The organism is Shewanella sp. T24-MNA-CIBAN-0130 (genome assembly GCF_040310185.1).
In the GTDB taxonomy this organism is placed as follows: domain Bacteria; phylum Pseudomonadota; class Gammaproteobacteria; order Enterobacterales; family Shewanellaceae; genus Shewanella; species Shewanella psychromarinicola.
Map to the genome: position 1 here is coordinate 13,404 of NZ_JBEOPP010000007.1, position 25,882 is coordinate 39,285.

At 41.1% G+C, this 25,882-nt stretch carries 20 protein-coding genes; 4 read left to right on the forward strand and 16 right to left on the reverse strand.

Going from position 1 to position 25,882, the window contains the following annotated elements; all coding sequences use genetic code 11:
- Position 1: 1 nt before the first annotated feature.
- From nadE to recR, 6 genes are all read right to left on the reverse strand, one after another.
- The gene (gene nadE / locus AAEZ02_RS04365; RefSeq protein WP_124011748.1) at positions 2-832 is read right to left on the reverse strand and encodes an NAD(+) synthase; all 831 of its coding nucleotides are present in this window, start codon (positions 830-832) and stop codon (positions 2-4) included.
- A gap of 114 nt (positions 833-946) precedes the next feature.
- Positions 947-2,251 (reverse strand): inosine/guanosine kinase, encoded by a 1,305-nt coding sequence (locus AAEZ02_RS04370; protein ID WP_124011749.1) that lies wholly within the window; start codon positions 2,249-2,251, stop codon positions 947-949.
- Between the two features lie 472 nt (positions 2,252-2,723).
- On the reverse strand, positions 2,724-3,368 hold the full coding sequence (gene adk / locus AAEZ02_RS04375) for an adenylate kinase (protein WP_101032079.1): 645 nt from the start codon (positions 3,366-3,368) through the stop codon (positions 2,724-2,726).
- Positions 3,369-3,503: 135 nt separating this feature from the next.
- Positions 3,504-4,367: a tetratricopeptide repeat protein gene (locus tag AAEZ02_RS04380; RefSeq protein ID WP_124011750.1), complete on the reverse strand. Its 864-nt coding sequence runs from the start codon at positions 4,365-4,367 to the stop codon at positions 3,504-3,506.
- Between the two features lie 66 nt (positions 4,368-4,433).
- Positions 4,434-6,347, reverse strand: coding sequence for a molecular chaperone HtpG (gene htpG, locus AAEZ02_RS04385; protein ID WP_124011751.1), 1,914 nt, complete (start codon positions 6,345-6,347; stop codon positions 4,434-4,436).
- Between the two features lie 281 nt (positions 6,348-6,628).
- Positions 6,629-7,228, reverse strand: coding sequence for a recombination mediator RecR (recR, locus tag AAEZ02_RS04390; RefSeq protein ID WP_101032082.1), 600 nt, complete (start codon positions 7,226-7,228; stop codon positions 6,629-6,631).
- 570 nt (positions 7,229-7,798) lie between these two features.
- Here recR and AAEZ02_RS04395 point away from each other — a divergent pair.
- Entirely contained in the window at positions 7,799-8,635 is an 837-nt protein-coding gene (locus tag AAEZ02_RS04395) for a GGDEF domain-containing protein (RefSeq protein WP_124011752.1), read from the forward strand.
- Between the two features lie 1,237 nt (positions 8,636-9,872).
- A complete protein-coding gene (locus AAEZ02_RS04400; protein ID WP_124011753.1) occupies positions 9,873-10,349 on the forward strand; it encodes a Cif family virulence factor in 477 nt (158 codons plus the stop codon).
- A gap of 377 nt (positions 10,350-10,726) precedes the next feature.
- Here AAEZ02_RS04400 and AAEZ02_RS04405 read toward each other — a convergent pair whose 3' ends face one another.
- From AAEZ02_RS04405 to AAEZ02_RS04445, 9 genes are all read right to left on the reverse strand, one after another.
- Positions 10,727-11,848: a zinc-binding dehydrogenase gene (locus AAEZ02_RS04405; protein ID WP_124011754.1), complete on the reverse strand. Its 1,122-nt coding sequence runs from the start codon at positions 11,846-11,848 to the stop codon at positions 10,727-10,729.
- A 408-nt stretch (positions 11,849-12,256) separates the two neighbouring features.
- A complete protein-coding gene (locus AAEZ02_RS04410; protein WP_351088433.1) occupies positions 12,257-12,919 on the reverse strand; it encodes a glutathione S-transferase family protein in 663 nt (220 codons plus the stop codon).
- 649 nt (positions 12,920-13,568) lie between these two features.
- Positions 13,569-13,901 (reverse strand): YbaB/EbfC family nucleoid-associated protein, encoded by a 333-nt coding sequence (locus AAEZ02_RS04415; RefSeq protein ID WP_101032086.1) that lies wholly within the window; start codon positions 13,899-13,901, stop codon positions 13,569-13,571.
- Between the two features lie 145 nt (positions 13,902-14,046).
- Complete coding sequence (dnaX, locus tag AAEZ02_RS04420; RefSeq protein WP_124011756.1) at positions 14,047-16,881, reverse strand: DNA polymerase III subunit gamma/tau; 2,835 nt, start codon at positions 16,879-16,881, stop codon at positions 14,047-14,049.
- Between the two features lie 150 nt (positions 16,882-17,031).
- Positions 17,032-17,583: an adenine phosphoribosyltransferase gene (gene apt / locus AAEZ02_RS04425; protein ID WP_101032088.1), complete on the reverse strand. Its 552-nt coding sequence runs from the start codon at positions 17,581-17,583 to the stop codon at positions 17,032-17,034.
- 132 nt (positions 17,584-17,715) lie between these two features.
- The gene (locus AAEZ02_RS04430) at positions 17,716-18,081 is read right to left on the reverse strand and encodes a YbaN family protein (RefSeq protein ID WP_124011757.1); all 366 of its coding nucleotides are present in this window, start codon (positions 18,079-18,081) and stop codon (positions 17,716-17,718) included.
- A 375-nt stretch (positions 18,082-18,456) separates the two neighbouring features.
- Positions 18,457-19,218, reverse strand: coding sequence for an HvfC family RiPP maturation protein (locus tag AAEZ02_RS04435; RefSeq protein WP_124011758.1), 762 nt, complete (start codon positions 19,216-19,218; stop codon positions 18,457-18,459).
- A complete protein-coding gene (locus tag AAEZ02_RS04440; protein WP_124011759.1) occupies positions 19,218-20,075 on the reverse strand; it encodes an HvfB family MNIO-type RiPP peptide maturase in 858 nt (285 codons plus the stop codon). The genes AAEZ02_RS04435 and AAEZ02_RS04440 overlap by 1 nt, the downstream gene beginning before the upstream one ends.
- A gap of 124 nt (positions 20,076-20,199) precedes the next feature.
- A complete protein-coding gene (locus AAEZ02_RS04445) occupies positions 20,200-20,598 on the reverse strand; it encodes an HvfA family oxazolone/thioamide-modified RiPP metallophore (protein ID WP_351122100.1) in 399 nt (132 codons plus the stop codon).
- A gap of 326 nt (positions 20,599-20,924) precedes the next feature.
- Here AAEZ02_RS04445 and dusC point away from each other — a divergent pair, with 326 nt between their 5' ends.
- Both dusC and AAEZ02_RS04455 read left to right on the forward strand, forming a co-directional pair.
- Positions 20,925-21,869 carry a tRNA dihydrouridine(16) synthase DusC gene (gene dusC, locus AAEZ02_RS04450; protein ID WP_124011761.1) on the forward strand — a complete coding sequence of 315 codons (945 nt, stop codon included), beginning with the start codon at positions 20,925-20,927 and terminating at the stop codon, positions 21,867-21,869.
- 472 nt (positions 21,870-22,341) lie between these two features.
- The gene (locus AAEZ02_RS04455; RefSeq protein ID WP_232772055.1) at positions 22,342-22,647 is read left to right on the forward strand and encodes a TraR/DksA C4-type zinc finger protein; all 306 of its coding nucleotides are present in this window, start codon (positions 22,342-22,344) and stop codon (positions 22,645-22,647) included.
- Between the two features lie 201 nt (positions 22,648-22,848).
- On the opposite strand, the gene AAEZ02_RS04460 is transcribed toward AAEZ02_RS04455, so the two are convergent.
- Positions 22,849-25,377, reverse strand: coding sequence for a TonB-dependent receptor plug domain-containing protein (locus AAEZ02_RS04460; RefSeq protein ID WP_124011762.1), 2,529 nt, complete (start codon positions 25,375-25,377; stop codon positions 22,849-22,851).
- Positions 25,378-25,882: the final 505 nt, after the last annotated feature.

A 25,882-nucleotide genomic window follows, 5' to 3' on the forward strand; every position in this document is an offset into this window, starting at 1 on the left:
ATTAGTCGTAAATAGTCGCAATAGGCTCACGCTTATGTTGGGTACGTTTATAGATACTAACGAGTTTATCTTCAACTGATTGGGCAACGTCTTTACCTTCTAAGAAGTCATCAATTTGATCATAAGTCAGTCCTAAAGCGGCTTCATCCTCAAGTTGAGGTTTATTGTCTTCTAGATCAGCCGTAGCGGCTTTGTTAACTAATAGATCAGGTGCACCCAAATAAGCCGCTAACTGGCGTACCTGACGTTTATTTAGCCCAAACAACGGGGCTAAATCGCACGCGCCATCTCCCCACTTAGTATAAAAACCGGTAATATTTTCAGCACTGTGATCGGTGCCAACAACTAAACCACCTACTAACCCTGCAATATCATACTGGACTATCATGCGCATTCTAGCTTTGACATTACCTTTAAGAAAATCAATTTTGGCAGCATCTGTTGATGCTAAACCCGCCGCGGTGAGACCGGCTAGTGTGGCATTATGGATGCCAACAACCCCATCATGGACATTCACTGTCACCAGTTGTGAAGGCTGAATAAACTGACAGGCTTGTTGGGCTTCAGCTTCATCTTTTTGCACATGGTAAGGCAAGCGAACGCCAATGAACTGGTACTCGTCACTGACCTTTTCTTGATTAAGGCTATCCACTGCCAGCTGGCACAAACGCCCTGCAAGGGATGAGTCAACACCGCCGCTAATACCCAAAACTAAAGTACGACTGTTAGCTTCTATTAATTTTGCCTTGATAAAAGCAATTCTACGCTGGGTCTCAAACTCTGGCTCAATAGCCTTAAGTACATGCATCTCTTTTAAGATTTGTCCTTTCACGTGGCGCTCCTAATTGCTTATTAATAAACTAGATGTCGATATCTATTCTATAAAAATTAACACAAAAAAAAACGATAATGATGCATCATTATCGTTTTTTTTATCGACGACAGATCATCGTTCCCAATAAGACTCTTCTAGACTGTCTTCTCGCTCAGGCAAACCATGGGACAAACGTGGACTATGCTGAGCTAACACCTCGTATGCAACACGATTAGCGTATTTACACACTTGTGAAAATGATGAATAACATATGCCGTCTCGTTTATGTTTACTCGAGCCAGGTATATTGGTTTTATGGAAAGTATTGGCTGATAAATCATGAAGCAGCGCAGACAACGCACCATCGCCAGCACCATTGGTATTGCGAATTAATTCCGGCCCACCCATATAAGGTGCAATATGTGCGTATACTTTTATCGGCGTGTCACAATCTGCTTGTAATTTCGGTCGCGAAAACTCATAACGATTGAACTCGGGAATGGCTCCAGGTAATAAGGTATGACTGGTTTCGCGTTTTTCATTATCCTCAGTATAACCTGCGGTATAAAGTCCTATCTCCCCCGCCGTGGTTAACACCATGTCACACCATTCAAGAGCGGCTTCGCTGGCAAGTAATGGGTCTTTAAAACCGGTTAACGCTTCGCCTTCGTCTTCATTCATGGCTAAAATAGTGACATGTTCATTAATAAAATTTTGCCACCACTTTGGCTCTTCTTGAATTAAAAACCGCGTGCCTAAGGTTAACACGACTGGCACATCTGCCTCTTTGGCGTAATTAATCGCCGTCATTGCGGCATCAGTAATACCGTCACCGTCACTGGCACGCATTAAATATGCCGTGATGACTAATGCTGAACTGCCCTGCACCACCTCTTTATCGATATACTCTGGTGTTAGCTTATCCATGCATCCTTTACTAATCGCAAACGTGCGCTCACCACTGTCGGAAATCAGCGTAAAACAACGACCAATAGGACCGTCGACAGGTTGTAAGAAGTTGAGGTCGACCTTTGATGAGGTATGACATAAATAGCGATAAGCGTAGCTACCTACCATAATATGTTGGCTCATAACCCCAAAAAGCACTGAGCGGTCATCGGCTAAAATAGAATAATTGTGTACTGTGTTACCAATGGTGCCACCAGCAAACTCATCACTGATGATCTCATTGGACTTAAGTTCATTATACAAATGATGGGCTTGCTCATCGTTAATGAGCGTTGAGTTGCCTTTAGGTAAACCGTAACGCTGAAGTAATTCATCATCAACTTTGGCTTCGATATCCACCAGCGTCTGGTCAATCCCACAAATATAAGTAGAAAAAGGTTGAGGCTGCTGCGTAAGTTGAGCTAATAAAGGATCACGACTGTTTACAGGGAAATAGTGCTTGGACTTACGTTGACCAGGGAACTTCATATTGGACTCTCATAGCTTGGCATCCATGCAAGTGTGAAATTAATGATTACTGACACCCATTGAATTTTTAATGAGTTGTCATCCGCGAAAATGGCGGCAAATTTTATCATAGGTAAGCGTTAATTCTATATCACTTTTATCATTTTCACGGCCTAAATAACCTTAACTCGGGATAAGAGATGGATAGAGAGCTAAAATGCACAGTGTTTTGAGCGATTTTATTTAAAACGTGCCTTTTTTTACTAGCAAGGGCAATCTGCGCGTCAATAGCAGGCCTATTGTAAGTCAATGCAGCGTCGGTATTGCCAGGACAAAGAGCTGTTTGATAACCGTTTCCCACCCCGTTCAGAGGTAAACAGAAAGACGTAGATGTCCAATATCTGTCTATCATTACGTTTTGAGTAATTAGCTTGTCCATTAAGCAATAAAAAAGCCTGCAATGCAGGCTTTTTATTGAGGCGTTAATTAGCGATTATTTTAGAATATTGGCCAATTGCTCACTAACTTTAGCAACAGATTGAGTACCGTCAAACTTGTTGTACTGAGTTTTACCTTCTGCTGCCACTTTGCCATAGTAATCGACTAATGGTTTAGTTTGCTCATGGTAAATACCTAAGCGTTTGCGTACGGTGCTTTCTTCATCATCTGGACGGATAGATAAATCTTCGCCAGTGACATCATCTTTACCTGCCACTTTAGGTGGATTGAATACCATGTGGTAAACGCGACCAGAACCAGAATGGACACGACGTCCGCTCATACGCTTAACGATTTCTTCGTCTGGCACATCAATCTCAATCACATGATCGATTTCAATTCCGTTTTCAGCCATTGCATCGGCTTGTGGGATCGTACGAGGAAAACCGTCTAATAAAAAACCTTTTTCACAGTCATCTTGGGTAATACGCTCTTTCACTAAACCAATGATAAGATCGTCAGAAACTAATTGACCTGCATCCATTACTTTCTTAGCTTCTAAACCTAATGCCGTGCCAGCTTTTACTGCTGCACGCAACATATCACCGGTTGAGATTTGTGGGATACCGTACTGCTCCATAATGAACTGAGCTTGGGTACCTTTACCAGCACCTGGGGCACCCAATAAAATAATGCGCATCTCAAAAGTCCTCTTTTAAGTTTGTGTTCTTTTTAGGGCGGCGATTTTCGCACATTTACCACACTATTAATAGCGCTTTTGTTATAACATTAGACCTAAATCTAATAAGGATTGTAACAAAATGGCTGCAATTGTTTAATACAATAAAGTATACAATTTACGCCGATATAAATTGGCTAACGCATTGCCTTGGCCAATCGCAGTTAAAATGTCCATGAAGACTTGTTTAACGTTACCCTCTGCAGCGCTCATGTCTTTTTGTAAAATAGCGAACAATAATTCGAGTGCTTCTTCATTACGATGGGCAACATTTAATGCTTTGGCTAAGATTAACACCGCATCAATATTGTCAGGTTGGTCGGCAACATTCTGTTGCAGTTGACGAATTTCAGGCGTATCTGCCGCATCTTCCGCTAACGCTAATTTGGCGACTAAATTGTGATAGTAACTATCTTGATCAGCTAAACCTATACGGGCTAGCAACACTTTTGCTTCCGCTAATAAACCTTGCTGTAACGCCACATCTATCATCACCAATGCAACTTCAGCTGGCTGATGCGCATCGTTATAAATGATTGTTAATTGGTCTGCTATTTTGCCCAAGTCTTGCGACGATAACTCGCCTTGGGCTAATTTTTGCTTAACCTCATCAAACGCTTGTATCCACATCGGCGGTAAATGTTTGTCGAGTATGTCGCAAATTTGTTGTTGGCTTTGTTGCCCAGCAAAACCATCAATCGGTCTGCCTTTATCTAAAATTAATGTGGTCGGTACATCTTGAATTTGGAAATAGTTAGCAATTTCTAACTCTGTTTCACAATCCACTTTGGCTAAAATAAATCGTCCAGCTTGTGCCGTTACCAGTTGTTCCAGCGTTTGTAACATCTGTACACTTTCGGGCTGTTGTTGAGTCCAAAATGCCAATACCACCATTTTTTGCATTGAGGTATCAACAACTTGCTGAATATTATCTTTAGTAAGATCGATGAGGTAGTCCATATTGCCTCCGCGGTATGACAAAAACAAAAGCGGACTTATTGTCCGCTTTTACTGCTTAAATCGAAGTTATTTTACACTCGCCAATAACATTTGATTGGTCAGTTTAATAAACGCTGATGGATCGGCCAGACTGCCTTTTTCTGATAACAACGCTTGTTGTAATAACAAGTTAGCCCAATCAGCAAACAGTTTTTCGTCAGCTTCGTTACTAAGATGTTCAACCAAAGGATGGGTTGGATTAATCTCAAATGTTGGCTTAGAATCTGGCACTGGCTGACCTGCAGCTTGCATCAGTTTAATCATCTGAGTCGACATTTCACCTTCACCGGCTACCACACATGCTGGCGTGTCAGTTAGGCGTGATGTAACACGAACTGCCGATACGCGGTCAGCAAGTGCAGCTTTAACTCGTTCAACAAGTGCTTTTGATTCTTCAGCAACTTTGTCATGAGCTTCTTTATCGGCCGCATCTTCAAGCTCGCCTAATTCTAAATCACCTTGGGTGACAGAATGTAACTTCTTCTCTTTGAATTCAGTTAGGTGGTTCACTAACCATTCATCGATACGCTCTGACATTAATAATACTTCAATGCCTTTTTTGCGCAGTAATTCAAGATGAGGACTATTTGCTGCGGCTTCATGGCTGTCGGCAACAATATAGTAAATCTTGTCTTGGCCTTCCTTCATGCGCTCAATATAAGCAGCTAATGACACCGTTGTGGCGGCCGAATTGTCATCAGTAGAAGCAAAACGCAATAGTCCTGCAATGCGCTCTTTGTTAGCAAAGTCTTCTGCTGGGCCTTCTTTTAATACTTGACCAAACTCAGCCCAAAAAGACTGGTATTGTTCAGGCTCATCTTTAGCCAGTTTTTCAAGCATACCTAACACACGTTTGGTGATCCCCACGCGCATTGCTGTAGTTACTTGATTATCTTGTAAAATTTCTCGAGATACGTTTAGCGGCAAGTCATTTGAATCGATTAACCCGCGAACGAAACGTAAGTAAGAAGGCAAAAACTGCTCGGCTTCATCCATAATAAACACACGCTGAACAAACAGCTTCAAGCCATGTTTATGGTCACGATTCCACATATCCCACGGCGCTTTGGCTGGGATATACAACAAGCTGGTGTATTCTTGTTTGCCTTCGACACGATTGTGAGACCATTTTAATGCCTCGCTGTAATCGTGAGAAATATGTTTATAAAATTCTTGGTATTCTTCTTCTGTGATATCTGACTTATTACGAGTCCAAAGCGCGGTGGCTTTGTTCATCACTTTCCACTCACCTTCGGTTGCCGCTACTTTCTCGCCATCAGGGCCATCAGACTCTGGTGTACCTTCATTCCACATTTGTACCGGAACAGAGATATGATCAGAATACTTAGTGATAATTGATCGTAGACGATAATCGTCAGCAAACTCGGTTTCTTCATCACGTAAATGCAGGACAATTTCAGTACCACGTTCATTTTTAGTAATACTGTCTACACTAAATGAACCTTCACCTTCTGACTCCCACAATACGCCTTCATTAGCCGCATGACCGGCAGCACGAGTTCGCACAGTGACTTTTTTGGACACGATGAAAGCAGAATAGAAGCCCACACCAAACTGACCAATTAATTGTGTGTCTTTTGACGCTTCGCCAGAAAGGTTACTGAAAAACTCTTTAGTGCCCGATTTGGCGATAGTGCCTAAGTGTTCAATGACGCTATCACGGGTCATACCAATACCATTATCAGTAATGGTTACTGTGCCTTTTTCTTTATTGGCACTAACACGGACGCGTAAATCACCGTTACCTTCATATAAGGCATCATCGGTTAAGGCTAAATAGCGGAGTTTATCTGCTGCATCGGCCGCATTTGAGACTAGCTCACGTAAGAAAATCTCTTTATTTGAATACAGAGAGTGGATCATCAACTGCAGAAGTTGTTTTACTTCGGTTTGAAAGCCATGAGTTTCTTGTTGTGACATGAATATTTCCCTTGGTGTTACGTTGAAACAATCACGAGTCGATTAATCTACTCGCCTTAAAAATCGGTGTTAACCAAGAGATGGGGGAACGTTACAATATTTTCAAGGGGCAACACCGCCTTGTTGAATAATAAATCATCCGTTAGGCTCAAATCAGGCCAATATGGCGAATAATGTCCGCCCCTATTACCCCATTAATCGCCCTTGATGGATGAAATAATGCCAGCAAACCTGATTAATGATCCGCTGGCACAGTGGTTTTCAATGAGTAAGCCGCTTTTCTACAGCGGAATACGACCATTAAATGACAAGGCTAAGGTGGTGCTATCAACATATTCAAGCTCACCACCGACAGGAACGCCATGAGCGATACGGCTAATCACCACATTGTGTCTCCTAGCCATATCCGCAATAAAGTGTGCGGTAGCATCCCCCTCAACGGTAGGGTTTGTGGCAAGAATAAGCTCGCTCACTTCATCAGAGATTAAATGGCGCTCAAGTAAGGCCAGACCCAGTTCTTCAGGACCAACACCGTCTAATGGCGACAAGTGCCCTAACAATACAAAATAGCGGCCATTGAAATGTCCACCCGCCTCAATGGCAAGCACATCGGCAGGGGTTTCGACCACGCAAATAATCCCTGCATTAATACGCCGATGGCTACTGCATATGGGGCATAAATCTTGTTCGGTAAATGTACGGCAACTTTGACAGTGGCCGACTTCAGACATGGCTTTTTGTAACGAATCGGCAAGCTTAAGGCCAACTTTACGTTCACGCTCAAGCAATTGAAACGCCATACGCTGTGCCGACTTAGGTCCGACGCCTGGCAAAGCGCGTAAAGATTGAATTAATTCATCGACCAAAGGACTAAATTTCATAAATTGCCAATACCTTAATAACTAAACTCATTGTGATGTTATTGGTGAAACCCTTTTTGTGATCAGCCAAGCCAATCTGCGATAGCACCAATGCAGTGCGATTATTATCTGTGCTGCGCTCGAATGCAAAGATTAATGCTTTTTAGAATAAATGAAGCCAACAATCGAGCCATTACAAAGTGTTTTTATTTAATGCTTTAACCAAATGCCCAGAGTCATCGTTACATCGAAGATATGTAAAGAGCTCAATTAATACTTCTTCTGCTAGGCTTGTTAATAATGATGAACACCGAAGCGGGTTCAAACAACCTCTGTTTATACTGCAGTAAAAATCTAAGTAACCAACCGAATTACAACAATATTCATTCATTTCATTAACGGGCTCACATAATCAGAAAAGAAGTTAATCTATATTTGAGAGCTATCACATTTTTGTTTAATCCATCTGATATTCTATCATTGTATCCCCGATATGTTCTGTGGTTCCAAGGACGATATTCACGACGATATTGAAAACATCTCAAGGTGAAGCGTTTTCAAATTGAAGTGACTCCAGAGTAAGGACTCAAAATGTACGATATTTTACCCGTATTAGGTAGCGGACTGGTTATTTGCGGAGCGCTATTACTGGCAATGGCCATCGGACCAGTATGGACGCTATTTCGCCAGCTACCAATAGGTGGATTACGCTATAGTTGGGGGTTTCTGATTCTGCTGATCCTGTTTTTTATCGCAGGTTATGTCGTATACGCAAAATTTAGCTTAGTTAAATCTTATCAACCACTCGATCTCGTCGTGCCGATTATATTTTTTTGCGGAGCTATTTTTGTATTTGTTGTTTGTAGCCTGTCACTCAAAACGACCAGCGACATCATGCAGTTGTATGCCCTCAAGCAGGAAAACATCACCGACTCACTAATGGGGATCTTCAACCGTCGTTACTTAGACCGTCGCCTTAAAGAGGAGACACAAAGGGCCCAAAGTTACTCTAAGCCTCTGTCTATCTTTATGATCGATATCGATCATTTCAAAATCATTAATGATAACTATGGTCATCAGATTGGAGACTTAGTACTGAAAAATATCGCCCAAAATATCAAAGAGTCATTAAGAGAGTCGGATGTACTTGCCCGATATGGTGGTGAAGAGTTTGTGGTCATTCTTCCTCGAACTCAAATTTCTACATCCTATAAACTGGCTGAACGACTCAGGCAGGTTGTGGAGAACACTCAGTTGCCACTGCCTGAAGAGCCTGGCATAGATATGCTTTCAATTGGGGTTACTGTGAGTGTTGGTGTCGCAGGACTAACGTCTGAGTGTAAAGACTACCTGTGTCTGATTAAAAATGCAGATAGAGCACTCTATCAGGCAAAACAAAATGGCCGCAACCAAGTAGTAATGGGGTAAAAATAGAAGCAGAGCAGCAATAAACGATACCCTAAACTATGACCTAAACTATGCCCTGTTGCCGATAAAACCCTATCGTGAGGTCTAATGATAGCGCTCAACTAAAAACAGACACTTTTTAAGCTAGTTTACTTTCAAAAATTGATTGGTGATATATAACCTAAAATGAACGACTTGGTTCACTGATGTAATAACTGACATAAACCCAAGTCGCACATTGCACTAGGTTTTTTGGCTAACGTTAATATTGATACATGCATTCTGAGGTTAACGCTCTAAAGACACGCTTGGTCAGTTAACTAACGCTCAGCATTCTAACCGTTTGCTTTTTGATTCATGTGTATTCGGCTTTTTTAATAACCTTATCCTCGAAATAGTTTTCAGCAATGCATCATGACACTGGGGGTGACTATCAAGTACAAGGTTATGTCATTATTGAATAATAAGCCCTGGCGAATGCAGTTTATGGCTAACAATAAAAATGCGCAGATTAAATCGGCATTTCAATTTCGTCTGGCAAATGGTTGATTGTATATTACTAGCATTAACATACTATTTTATTTAATATTTTAATCTTTTAACCTCTTTATATTTTTAGGGTTATTTATGTCATAAAAATTAATCCTAAAATTTCCAATATAGTTCCAAAATAGTTTCTAACTAACTTTGTCTATAGAGTGCACCGAATTTTATAATAAGGAAATCGTAGTTTATAACCCAGCATACAAATTCAAAATCCGAACTTAAATAAACAGAAAATTAATGTTAAATAGCGACCAGAATTGACATCATAAAATGCAGCTGTGTTAACGACGAGTCATGCTTTAAAACAGTCTACATTTAAGCGTTAACTTTATTTCACCTAAAAAATGTTGATACCAAAACAGACGTTATAAGATTTTAGTATAAGGACTGTTCATTTAGATTATAAGAAGTAAGCGTCATTAAATACTAATGTCATCGGCCTAATTCAACGTGACTAAAAATATCGCCACGCTAATGCTAAGGACGGAAATATTCTAAGCAATAGGAATAAGTTCATCTATACTTCAACACGAGCTTTAGTGTTTTTCATTCTAAAATTCATTAAAGGTCTTAATTATCATACTGCTAATATTAATATCCGACTAATGAGAGACGTTAATTCCACTTCTTGAAAATGGAGAGCCTCAACCTCCATGGAAATATAGCAACAGTCATGATAGATGAGTTAACAAATAGCAAAGGAGATACAATAATGAAAAAACTATTCATTGCACTAATTGGATTGTTAGTTATCACTGGCACATTTATTCAAACAGCGATGGCGACCGAGCAAGAGGTCAAAAAGACTATCATGGACGATAATGCTTATGTAAAAAAGAATCTCAAGGGGCTTGAAGGCACCTATTCGAACGAAGGCGCTATAGAGTTCTGGTCTAGTGGCGGACTGATCCAAACAATCAAAGCCGATGGACGGCTAGAAGAATATGACGCGTTCAATATCGATGTTAAACATATTCAAGTTACCATTTTGGTACCAGATAAAATTGCATTGGCCCATTATTATTCGGAGGGTTCTATGACTCCAAAAGGAAGTCCTGCTGTGGCAAATTATAGAACCCGAGTTAGCCAAGTATATACTAAGGAGGCTGGAAAATGGAAAGTACGGTCGTCACATTGGTCACCCATTATTGGTGGCTCTGGTACGAGTCAGACCGCACTAGTTGAATAAACCAACCTTTTTAAAAAATACGAAACCCCAAATTTTTCTTATAAACAATAAAAGAACCGTGATGGGATCCTTAATAAAGGACAGCAGGTATTCCATTACGTACTTCAGCATAATAGTCAGTTTATTATTAAATTATTGACGTTAAATAACTTTGGACATGGTTTCTTGGTCGCATAAATCATGCTCAACGGCTAAGAATGTTATAGTTCGTTGCTGGAAAAAACCTGTAAAAATTGCATCAATATTGCATCAAGAATTGGGTATGACTAGCTACATTTCTGTAGCAACTGTCCTGAACAACACCGTTATTCAGACCATGTTATTACACCAAACGAAAAAAGGGGATGTATCAACTACATCCCCATATGGCAAATTTACTACGCTTTATTTGGATTAATGAGGTATTTCTCACCGGTTTTTTTGGCGGTGTACTGCAAAATAATCGCCGGAGTCATGGCTTGTTCAAAACTTAATTCATCAGTAAATGCACTGGCAAAGGTGGTTTTGATTTCATTGGCCACTTGTTTTTGCAGCTGACCGATTTGCTGAGGTTGCAGCTTACCCAAGAATCTCATCAATAACCACCCTCCTATGCTCCATGTCATCCCGTATGCGCGGTTCAAGATGGTAGGAGAAAAGTCCAGACCACCGTATATATAAACTTGTTTATTAGATTCAGAGCCATAGGTATTAAAACCTACTGCGTCTTTACTGCCCGATTGTTCCATGGCGGTCAGTATATCGCTCACTACGTCGCCCCCACCTATGGCATCAAAGGCTAAGGTAGCACCGGTTTCATCTATGGCTTTATATAAGTCAGCCTTGAAAGTGTCACTGGACGAATCACAAATATACTTGGCACCAATCGCCTTGAGTATGTCCACCTGTTGCTGCTTTCTAACAATATTGACTAAAGGGACGTCTTGAGCCAGACAAATTTTATTTAGCATCTGTCCTAAACTCGATGCAGCGGCGGTGTGCACTAATGCCGTATGGCCTTCCATACGCATGGTTTCTACCATACCCAAGGCGGTAAGTGGGTTTACAAAAGAGGAAGCGGCATCATTGGCTGAGGTGCCCTCGTTGTGCACAATACAAGCTTGGGCTGGCACACAACAATATTGCGCATAAGCACCACCCGATAAAATGGCTACGGTTTTGCCCATTAACGCTTGTGCTGCTTCACTATTACCTGCAGCCACTACGGTTCCGGCTCCTTCATTACCAATGGGGAGAACCTGATCTAAGCGAGATTTAATACGGGGTAACATGCCAGGATAAAGAGGTGCATTAAGAGTTGATTTATCACCACTGAGCTGTGCAGCGGCTAAATTTGAAGGGCCAAACATAGGCCACATATCGGAAGGGTTAATAGGTGCCGCCTCTATACGCACTATTACTTCATGTGGTTTAGGGGCCGGCACATCAACATCCTTTAAGGACATTTCAAGTTGTCCATCTGAGGAGATAAGGGTAAATAGTTGTTTTGATGTTGTCATTATCGATTGCTCTCTTTCTGGTGTAAAAAGGTAAGTTCAAGTCTAGCCGTATGGTGTAAATATATTGAAATTTTGCTTTAAATATCAAAAAATCGCTATTACATCAATGGTTAAAACGGTACAGACGATTGGTTTTGCAGCATAGCCGTCTTGATGAAGTGTATACTCAGGGTCGATTAATGGCTCATTCACTAACCCCCCCTAGGGTATTAGGCCGAAGAGTAAGTATTACTGAGCTTAATATAAGAAATCGTTCAGATTACGTATAACAGGTTATTGATACCGAGGGGATATATACCAATCCACTTCTTTATCTGAATTGGTATGACTTTTTTTATTAAGATGATATGAATATTACAATGGCTTCATCTAGTAAATATTTAGATATGAAACGTTATTAGTGAGGGCTTATTTAGCAGCCGCTTTTTGCAAAATGCCGATAAATTCTGGGAAGGACTCTTCAGCTTGAGTATCGACTATTTTTGAAATCGGTTCGTTGCTCATAGTGTTCCACCACGCTTGTAGTTTTGGTGTTTTTTCCATAAAGTCTACTTCAAAGATTTTTTTCCCTACCATTACACCTGTCTTAAGACTGTATCGAACGACAAGATCTGTTTGCGTACACTTTTCACCCATCAAATAAGGGCCAAAGGCGGCCATGCTCTCTAGGCATGCAAAGGCCTTTATCAGTATGGGTAACATAACAGCACGGTTTGATTCTGATTTTGGCGCACCCATGAGTATTTCGGGTAAAAACCGTCTTGCGGATAGCTCCACATACAATTCGGCAATGCGCATCAATTCAAAGCCTTTTGCCCTTTGGAATGCATCGCTGGGCAGGATTGGCTTGTCTGGGTAATTATGCTCAATATACTCAAGGATGGCCGCAGTTTCTGATAGAAAACCGTGTTCTGTGCCAATACACGGCACTTTGCCCATAGGGCTTTTTCCCAAATATGAGGGATGGCCTGGATAAGTGCGCTCTTCATTAAAATCAATGCCTTTTAATAACAAGGCATGTTTTATCAAACCGTAATAGTTACTTGCGGGAAAGCCATATAAAGTGAGCATATTGTCATATTCCATAATTAAAGTGTCGATTAGCTTCTCATAAGGAATGTTAGAAATATAGGGTGTTAATGAAATAGGCCGAGTTGACAATGTCCTAAGCAAAAAAGCCAGTTGGGGTCAGGTTGACATTAAATACCAATGATCACCTTTGGTGGCATAACCTTTAGGTTTTTCAAGGCTGTGACAGCATGGATGTTGCACCCGTTATAAGTTGGTTTAGTGCGGATCAGCCATCTGATAATGCCTTTAAACATCAACGCGTAAAGACTTACATGCTTTCAGTTATGGTGAAACGCATCACCTAAAATATAAAAACAAATAAGTTGAGCGAAGACGAGTATTGCTAAGTCGTGAAATAAACCATATACGCGACCTGAGTTAAATACTGTCCCAAAAAATGGCTAGTACTGTTCCTACTTGGCTTGCGGATCAGATGGGGCATAGTGATAGGGAGGACTCAACAATCTATGGCAAATGGATCGCGGGTGAACGACCTGACCATAAAACTAAGAAAACTGAGAAAACTGAGAAAACTAAGAAGGCTAAGAAGGCTAAGAATGAAGACCCCAAATTCCTTTATAATTCCTAATGTAATTCCCAAGAAATGATAACAAGGGAATTACACGAGGAAAAGTCAGCATCTTAGCTTCTAGAAAGGCATTTTCATCCCTGGTGGTAATTGCATACCGCCAGTCACTTCGGCCATTTTAGTCTTTTGATTTTCTTCAATGCGACGAGCTGCATCGTTACACGCTGCAGCGATAAGATCTTCTAGCATCTCTTTATCGTCTTCCATCAAGCTTGGATCAATTTCAACTGTACGCACATTGTGGTTACCTGTCATGGTTACTTTAACCAAGCCAGCACCCGCTTCACCTGTCATTTCTGTGCGAGCAATTTCTTCCTGCATTTGAGCCATTTTGTCTTGCATCATTTGGGCTTGTTTCATTAAATTGCCCATACCGCCTTTTCCACCAAACATAGTCGTATCTCTCTCTAATTAAGGTTGTTAGCAAGTCGTCATAGTGACGCTAATCTTACTGAAATAAAATCGATTGGCAATCTAGCAAATACACTTTTGAGATGAAGATATATTCATTTTAAGCTAAATCACCGTATTTGTTCATTTATAAAGCGTTAATTTGTGTAATATCCTGCGCAATTTGTCCTAGCTGTTCCAACGGATATTCAATACTGTCACTGTCTAATTGAGCCGATAAGCGTTGAACCATCCACTGAACGTTATCATCAAGCAAAATAGACTGTTGAGCCTGTGCGATAAGTTCACGATGAAAACGTTTACGTAACTCAAGGGGCGTTTCTCGTTTAGGCACAATCCCAATCTGGATCTGTACTTGAGTCGGTTGCCCAAGGTATTGAGATAACGCGTCTTGCAGTTGATCAATAGCTGTCTGGGCAGACAAATGTTTTTGATCGGGTTTCAACACCAATATCATAGGATTTGACAATGCCGAACACACAGAGTTCACCCCTAATTGCCGAACCCTACCGCCAACAGACACATTAGTCATCACTTTATACCAATGTAAATCAATCTCGTTTCCTTGAATACTGTGTGGCTCAAATTGGGCTTTTACATCTATGGGCGTCGCATCAGTAGGACCTCGAACGACAGACTCTGCGCTAATGTTGAGCGATTGGGCTGTCAATGAGCTCGTTTTATGTGCGTGATTATGTGCGTGAGCAGCTTGCTGATGACTGGCCGTGTCTGTCGGTTGAATAGTGGCTTCAGTGACGGGCTTAATCGCATCATGAACATCTGCAAATGCATTGATTGGCTCACCCTCTTCGGGCGCGACCCAAGGAGCCCTATCATAATCTGCCACTACTGGAGAATTGATTGTTTCGGCAGTAGATAACGCTTCAAAAGCTTTAGGATCAGTTTCAGTCACTGCAGGCGACTCATTGGCGCTGACAACCGATGTCACTGCAGGTTTGTTCACTCTTGAAGTGGTTATTTTTGTCGATTCTTTTTTTGCCAGTTCATCTTTATGTTGTAACACCCCGACATCGGCAATAAGTGAATCACGACTGGCTAACACTTCGTCAAGAAAATCGTCTACATTATCCTCAGAATCAGTGAGGTTTGGGCGAGTATTATCACTGACATGATTAGCCGTTTTCGGTTCAGACCTTGAGTCAGTAACATCATCAACATTGTTAGCTTCAGTTGTTCCATTTAAAGCCGAAAAAGCCCCCTCTTCGTCATGATCAAATGGTTGATATTCCATGGACATATCATCAGACACGTCATAATCCATAAAAGCATACGCGTTGAGCGGAATATCATCCGCATTACCACTCAATTGACTATTTTCTACAACATTGCTGTCTGCAGTACTCTGCGCTAATTGATGTTTTTCAACCCGCTCTTCAGACGCAGCAATATCCCTTTTCAGCGGTGCTGTTGTGATTTGAGTCGTCGTTTCAGCATCAGCACGAATATCGCCATTGTCTGATGCCGCAGTATGAATAATATCGGCAGCAGTCTTATCAGCTGTCATATGGCTAACGTCACGCTTGACGACGTGGTTGGTAACATTACCAATCGGCATATCGCTTTTGGGTGGCAATGGATTAAACCCCAAACTTTGCGCTTGGTCCAACAACAAAGCTTGCTCAGCCACCAGTGAAGATGCGACTGGCTCATCGTCGATAGCATCAGCAACGTCCACCTCCGTGGTCGCTGCAGTTTCATCCTGAATAGATAATGCTGTTGTCGGTAAAACAATGTCTTTTTGCGGCTGAAGATCAGACTTTGGGCCTGTTTCAATGACCTCTTGCGTTGGAGATGATGAACCGTCAATAACGCTTAAATCAATGTTAGCCGGCGTCGTTGTTAGCCAGCGTTTTACTTGTTTTTCGGGGGTAAACGCTACTGCGCGAAGTAACGCCATTTCCAAGCCCGATTTAGGATCGGGGGCAAAGGCTAAATCTTTACGACCGTTAAGCAACATTTGGTAATAAAGCTGTACTTGTTCAGGCGCTAATTGCTGTGAGAATGCTAGAATTTGTTCACTAAACAGCGATTGTTGCGCTGCAGCGGGGGCAAACTGAGTTAAGGTGATTTGATGCAATAACTCTAATAAACTGCGCAATACTTCTTCAGCATCGGCACCGAATGCCAACACTTTTGCTACCGTTTGCATTAATGGCCCAACATCGGCATCACACAAGGCTTTTAATAAGGCCAGCACATGTTGTTCATCAATACTGCCCAACATGGTTTGCACTTGTGTCAGCATCACTTGGCCACTGCCAAACGCTATCGCTTGGTCAGTTAAACTGAGCGCATCACGCATACTGCCATTGGCCGCTTTGGCTAATAAGCTCAGCGCTTGTGGCTCAAAAGGTAATTGTTCTTGGGTGATCACATACTCGAGTTGCTTGCTAATTTCGTCTTGCGACAAACTTTTTAGATTAAACTGTAAGCAACGAGATAATACAGTAACAGGCAGTTTATGCGGATCGGTAGTCGCTAGCAAAAACTTAACGTGCTCAGGAGGCTCTTCTAACGTCTTTAGCAATGCATTAAAACTGCTACGCGACAGCATGTGTACTTCATCGATTAAGTACACTTTAAAACGCCCACGGGAAGGACGGTATTGCACATTATCAAGGAGTTCACGAGTATCATCGACTTTAGTACGCGATGCCGCATCGACTTCAATTAAATCAACAAATCGACCTTGAGCAATTTCAATGCAGCTAGAACATTCACCACAAGGATTAGCAGTAACGCCGGTTTCACAATTGAGACCTTTAGCAAATAAACGCGCCAAACTGGTTTTACCCACACCGCGTGTTCCGGTAAAGAGGTAAGCGTGATGTAAACGTTGCTGGCTCAATGCATTAGTTAATGCCATTAATACATGGGATTGACCAACCATTTGTTCAAATTTAGCAGGACGCCATTTGCGGGCGAGTACTTGGTAAGACATGAAATTCCCCACACAGAGCTATCGGGACTCAATCCCTTTAAAGGGATTAACAATAACATGCCAAGGGCTGGCATGCTATTGTTGAGCAAGTATTTGATAGAGCACAATGCAGTTAACTGCCTAATAAAAAAGCAGTTTATATTGCTTTGATTACTCGCCGTCAAACTCGCATAAACTTAATACTTTAATTCCCATACCTTGTAAGCGTTTCTCGCCACCAATTTCTGGTAATGAGATAACAAAGGCAGCATGGCTCACTTCTCCGCCTAATTGACGAATAAGTTTTACTGTAGCTTCAATCGTGCCACCGGTTGCTAACAAATCATCGATAACCAATACTTTGTCATTGGCATTAATGGCATCGGTGTGAATTTCTAAGGTATCTTTACCATATTCTAATTCATAGGTTTGGCTAATGGTTTCGCGAGGTAATTTACCTGGCTTACGTACCGGCACAAAACCAACACCTAGCTCTAATGCCAACGGCGCACCAAATAAGAAGCCACGCGCTTCGGTGCCGACAACTTTAGTAAAGCCTTTTGATTGGTAATGAGCAACTAAAATCGCAATAGTGGCTTTATAGGCGTCTGCGTTTTCTAATAAACTAGTCACATCGCGGAACATAATGCCTGGTGTAGGGTAATCAGGAATGGTTTTAATGCTCTGCTTAATAAGCGCTAAACTGTCTTGGTTCATCATAATTAGTTAACTCTGTATAAAAGTGATTACGCAATAAAAAAGTCCACGTAAATGGTGGACTCTGATAAAAATACTAAGCAGATTTTATGCCCGTTTAATCTCAGTTGCAACAGGCTTATATTAACTGGCTATTTATTATTCTAACTCTGGGATCCGCCACAAGAAAAATAATAAAACAAGCATCATGCACAACAACATAATCTTCACCCATACTATCGGCACAATAATAATACTAATCATAAAACTTAGGCCGCTCATTAGCATGGCTTTTCGCTTTAGTGATCGACTTAATGCCCGCTTTGATTGCCACTGATGAATACCTTCAGCAAACCAAGGATGAGTAATTAGCCAATAATGAAGACGCTCACTGGAACGCGCAAAACAAAACGCAGCCAGTAAAATAAATGGCACCGTAGGCAACAAAGGCAGCGCAATACCAATGATGCCTAACACTAGACTGCACAAACCAATAATAAGAAAAAATCCGCGTTTAACCGCCATAAGCGTCCTCATACAAGCAAAAAACCACTCTAACAGAGTGGTTTAATAAGACAATATCATCGCAGGTTAACCTGAAGTAAACGTTAAATTAATCCTGTTACAGTCAACCATGAAAGACTTGCGGGTAATATAGGAATTAACAAAACTAAAATAAAACCAATAAGATAAAAGATGTTAAACGGGTCTTTGAACGGCTGACTCATGATTATTCCTACATTGAAGATGTTGTTACTGCAATTACTGGCATCTTTCACTCGTTATGTTAAGTCAACATTTAGGTTAACTTTGCGGACAACGGATGTGATGCAAGTCGCAAAAAGTGGCCTATCTTAGACCTATCCTCACAAAATAAAAACCTTAAATATACTAAGTCTATTATGCCTCAATTGATGAAATAACAATGCCCTTTTGTGCCAATTGTTGCAATAGAGGTAAACAGCCAGATAACAGAGTTTCACTGGGCATTTGTGGGTAATGTTCGTTTAACCAACTAATAATGGCATCTACCGTTACACCTTGTTGAGAAAGGCTCATTTGTTCAATGTAAGCCAGCACTTGAGCGCTTAACGGTGTCAGTTGCAAAAAAGCGACTTCATCACCTGCATCTCTAAATACACAAAAAAACTGCGCTTGCGGTGTCGGTTCAATGGGTTGGTAGTCAAGGCTAATATGTTGAACATCAAAGGCATATTGCGCCACCTTGGCACAGGCCGCTAGGCACAAGCTATGCTGGCTTAGTTCGCCGGTATTGATCAATTGAGACGTGGGCGTATCAGGCGCTACCGCTACACACAACTCTAGCCATTCATAATGTGCTAACGGCAACATAAAAACAGGATCATCTTCTGTTATATGATATTCGTGTTGTAAAAAGGATAAAAACTCGCCCGCAATTTCAACAAATATTGGCGTTTGACAATCATGCTTCACAAAAAATTGCTGCACTAATGTCTGCCATTGCTCATCCTGATACAAACTTTTAAGCACCGGAAAAGCACTCGACACGAAACCGACAATGTTATTAAAAAATAGCTCTCGGTAAACTTGCATTCGCCGCAGCTCTATTCCTTCCGGTAAGGGTAAACTGGGATTACGGATATAATCCATAAATTGCTGTTGGATCGCGATAAAACTCATTATACCTTCCTCACGAATGACTGCTGAGCTAAAGCATCTTGTTGGTATTGATGGATCTGATTGATCTCGTTCAGCAAAACTTTGGTTTTAGGAATATTAAAATCGCGTTCGAGTAATGTTGGATGCACACCGTGTAATTGATAGCATTGCTGTAATAATGCCCATACAGGATCAATAATATCCGCACCATGGGTATCGATCATTAAATCGATGTCTTGTTGGTAATGTCCTGCTATATGTAAATATTCAATACGCTCGGTCGGCATGGCAGCCAAAAAGGCATGGGCATCATATTGATGGTTAATTGAGTTAACATAAATGTTATTAACATCGAGTAGCAGTTTACAGTCCGCTTCTTGTAAGACTGCATTCACAAAATCGACCTCACTCATTTGTGCACCAGGTGCCGCATAAAAAGAAACATTCTCTAAAATAAACGGACGCTCGAGTATGTCTTCGACTTGCTTTATCCGCTTAGCGGTATGGATGACTGCATCATCAGTAAATGGGATCGGCATCAAATCATACATATGGCCAGTACCAGAGCAATAACTTAAATGCTCTGAATACACTTCAATATTATGCTCATCCAAAAAGCGTTTTATATTGTGTACAAATTGACTATCTAGCGCTTCAGGACTACCAATTGATAACGAAAGTCCATGGCAGAAAAAAGCATATTGTTCAGTTAATTGCTTAAACTGACGTCCAAACTTGCCACCGAGCGTCATCCAGTTTTCAGGTGCGACTTCAAAAAACTCGATTGCAGTTGGCACATGCCGACAAAACTCATCCAGCATTTCGCGACGAAGCCCTAACCCGACATTGGCTAAGCCATCAGCATGATTTGTCGACATAATGCGTGTCCTTGAATTAATGAGTAATGCTAAAAATGAGTTAAAAAACAGATAAAACTAAGGCCTGAAATTCAGGCCTTAGTCTCTCAGATAAGTACAGGCTTTATCAAATAAACACAGCTAATTATTTCTGACCGCCGCACTTACCTTCTACGGTTTTTGCTGCAGAGTTCATCTTGTCGCCGCCACATTTGCCTTCAACGGCTTTTTCCGCTGACATTTTCATGTCACCGCCGCACTTGCCTTCGCCACATTTGCCTTCAGCAGCTTTTTCAGCTGACATTTTCATGTCGCCGCCGCACTTGCCTTCGCCACATTTGCCTTCAGCAGCTTTTTCAGCTGACTTTTTCATATCACCGCCGCACTTGCCTTCACCGCATTTGCCTTCTCCGCCATCAAGCTGATAACCAGAAGTTAATTGTTGAAAACCAAATGGGTTAGCTTCTACTTGAGCGCTAAAGCCAGCCGTTATCACAACAGTACCAAGTGCAACCGCTAAAGTCGTTTGTTTGATTGAATTCATAATACTTATCTTCCTTATTTCTTATTTGTATAGGGTGACCAACATCATTGCCGGCTTGCTTAAAGAGACCTGCAGTGAGTAAAGTTTATTGCAAAAAAACTAAAAAATGTGGAAAACATCCATTTATTTACCACAAATAATTGCTAGGCGACCTAAAAATAGACTTCCAAAAAAGTTAACATAAACACTACAACAGTGCTATCAATCTGATTCTTAATAATAATTTATTCAATACCTCGACAAAAATATGCGTATAGTCATTTAGTGCTGCTATCAGATAATAAACACGTTAAAATAGCGGACTTTTGACTTCAGCAAGGTGTACTGTGCGCGTTATTTTAGCTCCAATGGAAGGTGTGGTTGATGACCATATGCGTGAAATTTTATCTGCCATCAATCCATTTGACCTGGTTGTGACTGAATTTGTCAGGGTAGTAAACATACTATTGCCTGAAAAAGTCTTCTATAAATTGTGTCCTGAATTACATCATCAAGGCTTAACGGCATCTGGCACGCCAGTACGTGTTCAGTTGTTAGGACAAGAACCTGAGTGGATGGCACAAAATGCCATCAGAGCCATAGAGCTAGGGTCAAATGGCGTCGATGCAAACTTTGGTTGTCCAGCCAAAACCGTTAATAAAAGTAAAGGCGGCGCCGTTTTATTGCAATATCCAGAAAACATTTACAATATCGTCAAAGCCATGCGCGACGCTGTACCGTCTGAACACCCTGTTACCGCTAAAATCCGTTTAGGTTATGAAGACAAGTCGTTATTTATGGAGAATGCTTTAGCCGTATATGAAGCTGGCGCAACAGAGCTAGCGATCCACGCTCGCAGTAAAACCGACGGCTATAGGCCACCAGCTTATTGGGAGTACATTACTGAAGTCAGAAAACGCTTACCCATTCCCGTTATTGCTAACGGAGAGATCTGGAACGCAGCAGATGCACAACGCTGTATGGATGTCACTGGTTGTGACAGTGTGATGATTGGCCGCGGCGCAATATCCCTACCTAACCTCGGGGATACCATTAAAACCGGTGCAAGCCCTTTTAGCTGGCAACAAACATTAAGCTTGTTAATGGCATATACCGACAAGGAGCTGAGTGGCCGCAAATCAGATTACTATCCCTCACGAATTAAACAGTGGTTTAGTTACTTAAACCGCCAATATCCCGAAGCGGATGCCTTATTTAGAGAACTGCGGGTGTTTAAAACTACGGAAGAGATTGTTAAGGTTTTACAGCATGCTCATCGGACACTTATTTAATCCTCCCTCTTTGTGAATATTACTAACCTAAACTCCTATTGATCTTTATCAAATGAGTCATCAATAGTTTTAGTTACATAGAGGTTGCCTTGAAGCGTATTCAACAAAGCATGGCAAGTATTGAACAGCAAAGAGCTAACAGATCTAAGTTAATCGCTGACGAATAAGCATTGGTATTGTCTTACCGCTATGCGTGGATGATCAATATGTCAATTCGGCATACCTAATCTGGATTGTCTAAACCAAAAACAACACGTGCAATGTCACAAAATGAATCAATAGTAAATTATTATTCATGTCTTTATCGCAAAAATCTAATCGAGAATTGATCTTAGTCATAACGTCTGAAATTTTTGTGCATAGAATAGAATTTATACATTGGCATAGTCAATTAAGGTTATCTCAGTTGCACAACATTCAGGACATACAGCAAAGACTACAACAACTCGAAAATATTTTGAGGCGTGAGTTAATGCTACATATAAAGGATTTATCAAAAACAACTGAAGTAGCCCATATATCAATGGATACCTCCCTTGGGCAAGTTATTGATTACCTGTCAAAAGTAAAACTCGTTGACACAGAAATATTCACCAAGCTAATGAAGCTTGATGCCGCACATTGCCAGCTTGAGCTTGGTCTTTATGGACTCTGCTCTGATTGTGAAATGGACATAGAACCACCACGCTTAATCGCCGATCCAACGGAACAGCGTTGTACTCATTGTGAACAAAGATACCGTCGCGAACATCGACATGAGTTACGCTTAAATCACTAGCAATCTTTAACTAACCACCACAAAATTGTTTAATCTTAACAATATCTAGCGATAACAATATCCAGTATTAAAATATCCAGCATATAACAATATCTAGCATTAAATGGGTGCCATAAAAAAGACCTACACCTCTGTGTAGGTCTTTTCGCTATAGAAAATAAAAATCAATCACACTTTCTAATGTCTAACAGCACCGTTATCTTAGAACTTAACCGTTACACCGCCGTAGTATTGACGACCGATAGTGTCATACACTTCTGGTACCGTACCACCATCACTTCCATTAGATACGCCTGAAGGCTCTTCGTCAGTGATGTTTTTCACACCCGCACTGAAGGTAATCATGTCCGTAACATAATAAGTACCCGCTACGTTGTGGTACAAAATCGCATCCACTTTTTCACCAGTCCCTAAGTCGTCCATTTCACCGATATAACGGTTGAAATAGTTAACACTCCAGCTGTCTTGACCCGCTTGAATACTGAAGTTGTTACGAACTTCAGCATACGCACCAAAGTTACCGTCAATCTTGTTGGTGTAATCATTGTCTTCTTGTTCGAAGTTCAATAAGTAGGTGGTGTCATTACTGATCTTCCAATCTAAAGTTAAGCCTTCAAAATGATACGCTAAGTTGAAGTCTACACCGCTAGTATCTTGGCTACCTACGTTTGTTAACGAGTTAGTTACGTTAGACAGATCACCGTTTTCACCGATGTTAAAGGTTTCACAGGCAGCTGCAGAGGCGTTAGCAAAACACTCATTTAAGCCAGCTTGAACGTCTAAACGAGTGATCGCGTCGGTCACTTTAAAGCGCCAGTAATCAAGGGTTAATGATAGACCGTCAACATAGCTTGGTGAGTAAACTAAACCAGCTGTATAAGAATCTGACTCTTCAGCCTTTAGCTCATCATCGGAAGTGTAACGAACCAAGATCTGTGGATCTTGAGCGTTTTCCCATGGGTCATCTAAGTAATCGAAAGAACCTGTGTCACCACCGAATAGTTCACTGATACTAGGCGCACGGAAACCTGTTGCCGCGACACCTCGGAGCATTAAATCATCAGTGGCTTCATAGGTTAAGCCTACTTTCCACGTTGACGCTTTACCAAATGTTGAGTAATCGTCATAACGCAGGGCAAATTCACCGGTTAATTTTTCAGTGAAAGGCACGCTGACTTCTTCAAACACAGACATGACATTGTAATTACCATCTGTCGCATCTTGTTGTGCAGCAGTGCTGTCACCCGCAACAGTCACTGGATCTGGATTGTAAAAGCCGCTTTCATAATGGTATTCAGCACCAATAGCAAATGCGACAGCACCAGCACTTAGGTCAAATAATTCACCATTTAAGCCAGCAGAAACAACGTGTTGTTCGTTACCGCCATCAGAATTTTCGGTAAAACTAATGTCATTAACAATTGCACCTGTTAATGGATCACCACTGAACCATGCATCTTGGTTAGCATAAACCGATTGCTTAAGATTGGTGGCATTGATTAAGTTTTCAACTTGAGAATCCGCTTTATTTTTACCATAGGTGTAAGCGATATCCCAGTTCATACCCGTATTGATATCAAAGTCACCGGCAAGGCCTGCAGAAAGGCGAAATGTGTCAGTGTCTTGAGAATAAATACGAGGACCTGCATCAGTTGTACGACGACGATAGTTAACTCGTCCAGTATCATCAGCTTCGATGCCACCATCAGTCATGGCTTGATCAAGGGGAATACATGCCGCACCAGCAGTCACACCTGGAGCATCACAAACGTTTAGCATAACATCGGCAGGTTGTGCCGCCATTTGTTGGTTAGACTGACGCTTAGTGTAAAGAACATCGCCTGTTAGGACTAAATTATTGTCGAGTTCTTGAACCATGTTAGCAAATAAACTGTAACGCTCGTTTGGTGTTTGGAAATAGCTGCTTGTGGAGTAGTCATAACCAGTTGAACGATCAACCCAGTTCCCTGCATCATCACGTACTTTACCGCCTAATGAACCCGTTGGTAAAAATGAGCTATAACCAGGGGTTGTCCAATCACGATCGGATTGAATTATGCTTTCACGCTTTGAATACGCAGCACCAATAGTGTAGTTACCATCGTCAGTGTTAAAGCCATATAAACCACTGATCTCGCCAGTCTCACCATCGCTTTCGCTAGTCGTGCTTCCATTAACATCTAATTGAAAACCTTCAAAATCTTTTTTGGTGATGATGTTAACGACACCGGCAATCGCATCAGAGCCGTATACCGCTGAAGCACCATCTTTTAAGATTTCAACACGAGAGATCATCGCCACAGGGATAGAGTTCAAATCGACAGAGCTGTCCGCGCCAGAACCAGAGTTCACCATGCGACGGCCATTTAATAACACTAACGTACGTTGTGAACCCATACCGCGTAAGTCAACTTGTGCCACACCGTCGGCGCCATTGTTGGTGCTAGAACCAACTGCTGCACCCGCCATTGATGTTTGAGCTTGAAGTAGTTGGTCAACTGAAGTGAAACCTTCGGCGCGAATGGCTTCGGCTGAAATGATGGTTACTGGAGAAGCCGTTTCCATATCTTGACGTTGAATACGAGAACCCGTTACTTCGATTCTTTCCACTTTCTGTTCATCGGCTGCCAATGCGACTGAAGAAAATAAGCCTGTAGTGGCGACACTTGTTGCGGCCACAGCTAATAAACTGCGGCGAATAGCCTTAGCCGTTAATGTTATTGAACTCATGAATAAACTCCCTATAACTTGAATATAACTTGGAATAAAATAAAACAAGTCATTATATTTTTAATTATGAATAATTGGTCATTCCCAATCATTGAAAAACATTATTAATGAATAAAAATCCTTTAGTCAATATGGACAACATGTGAACAACATCACATTTAACATCTGGATTGATAATTAATTTGACTTAAACTTATTCGCTCAATAATCAATGACTTAAAAAATTTAACTATCTTTACTAAGATTATTAATATTTTAAAACGTAAAAAGAAAACAAATAAAATACGCAAAAAAAACAACCAAACACACAGAATAAAACACAACGCAAACTTAATTAACAACTACCACACAATTACCCATAAAATGCATCAACAATTAAATGGTAATATTTAAAAAATAAATTACTGATTGTCGTAAAAATAATCAGAATGACATTTCAAAATTACTGAGTATTTATTCAAAAAAATAACTCATTCGTCTTTTTTAGCCGATCTTTATTCAAATA

What these genes read in the sequence shown, in the direction of transcription:
- adk (WP_101032079.1), bottom strand. Translation starts at nt 3,368, where the DNA reads ATGCGCATTATTTTATTGGGTGCCCCAGGTGCTGGTAAAGGTACCCAA.
- AAEZ02_RS04395 (WP_124011752.1), top strand. Translation starts at nt 7,799, where the DNA reads ATGTACGATATTTTACCCGTATTAGGTAGCGGACTGGTTATTTGCGGA.
- AAEZ02_RS04430 (WP_124011757.1), bottom strand. Translation starts at nt 18,081, where the DNA reads ATGGCGGTTAAACGCGGATTTTTTCTTATTATTGGTTTGTGCAGTCTA.
- AAEZ02_RS04445 (WP_351122100.1), bottom strand. Translation starts at nt 20,598, where the DNA reads ATGAATTCAATCAAACAAACGACTTTAGCGGTTGCACTTGGTACTGTT.
- AAEZ02_RS04460 (WP_124011762.1), bottom strand. Translation starts at nt 25,377, where the DNA reads ATGAGTTCAATAACATTAACGGCTAAGGCTATTCGCCGCAGTTTATTA.
- htpG (WP_124011751.1), bottom strand. Translation starts at nt 6,347, where the DNA reads ATGTCACAACAAGAAACTCATGGCTTTCAAACCGAAGTAAAACAACTT.
- AAEZ02_RS04380 (WP_124011750.1), bottom strand. Translation starts at nt 4,367, where the DNA reads ATGGACTACCTCATCGATCTTACTAAAGATAATATTCAGCAAGTTGTT.
- AAEZ02_RS04415 (WP_101032086.1), bottom strand. Translation starts at nt 13,901, where the DNA reads ATGTTTGGTGGAAAAGGCGGTATGGGCAATTTAATGAAACAAGCCCAA.
- recR (WP_101032082.1), bottom strand. Translation starts at nt 7,228, where the DNA reads ATGAAATTTAGTCCTTTGGTCGATGAATTAATTCAATCTTTACGCGCT.
- AAEZ02_RS04455 (WP_232772055.1), top strand. Translation starts at nt 22,342, where the DNA reads ATGCTACATATAAAGGATTTATCAAAAACAACTGAAGTAGCCCATATA.
- AAEZ02_RS04440 (WP_124011759.1), bottom strand. Translation starts at nt 20,075, where the DNA reads ATGTCGACAAATCATGCTGATGGCTTAGCCAATGTCGGGTTAGGGCTT.
- AAEZ02_RS04370 (WP_124011749.1), bottom strand. Translation starts at nt 2,251, where the DNA reads ATGAAGTTCCCTGGTCAACGTAAGTCCAAGCACTATTTCCCTGTAAAC.
- AAEZ02_RS04435 (WP_124011758.1), bottom strand. Translation starts at nt 19,218, where the DNA reads ATGAGTTTTATCGCGATCCAACAGCAATTTATGGATTATATCCGTAAT.
- dnaX (WP_124011756.1), bottom strand. Translation starts at nt 16,881, where the DNA reads ATGTCTTACCAAGTACTCGCCCGCAAATGGCGTCCTGCTAAATTTGAA.
- AAEZ02_RS04405 (WP_124011754.1), bottom strand. Translation starts at nt 11,848, where the DNA reads ATGACAACATCAAAACAACTATTTACCCTTATCTCCTCAGATGGACAA.
- AAEZ02_RS04400 (WP_124011753.1), top strand. Translation starts at nt 9,873, where the DNA reads ATGAAAAAACTATTCATTGCACTAATTGGATTGTTAGTTATCACTGGC.
- AAEZ02_RS04410 (WP_351088433.1), bottom strand. Translation starts at nt 12,919, where the DNA reads ATGCTCACTTTATATGGCTTTCCCGCAAGTAACTATTACGGTTTGATA.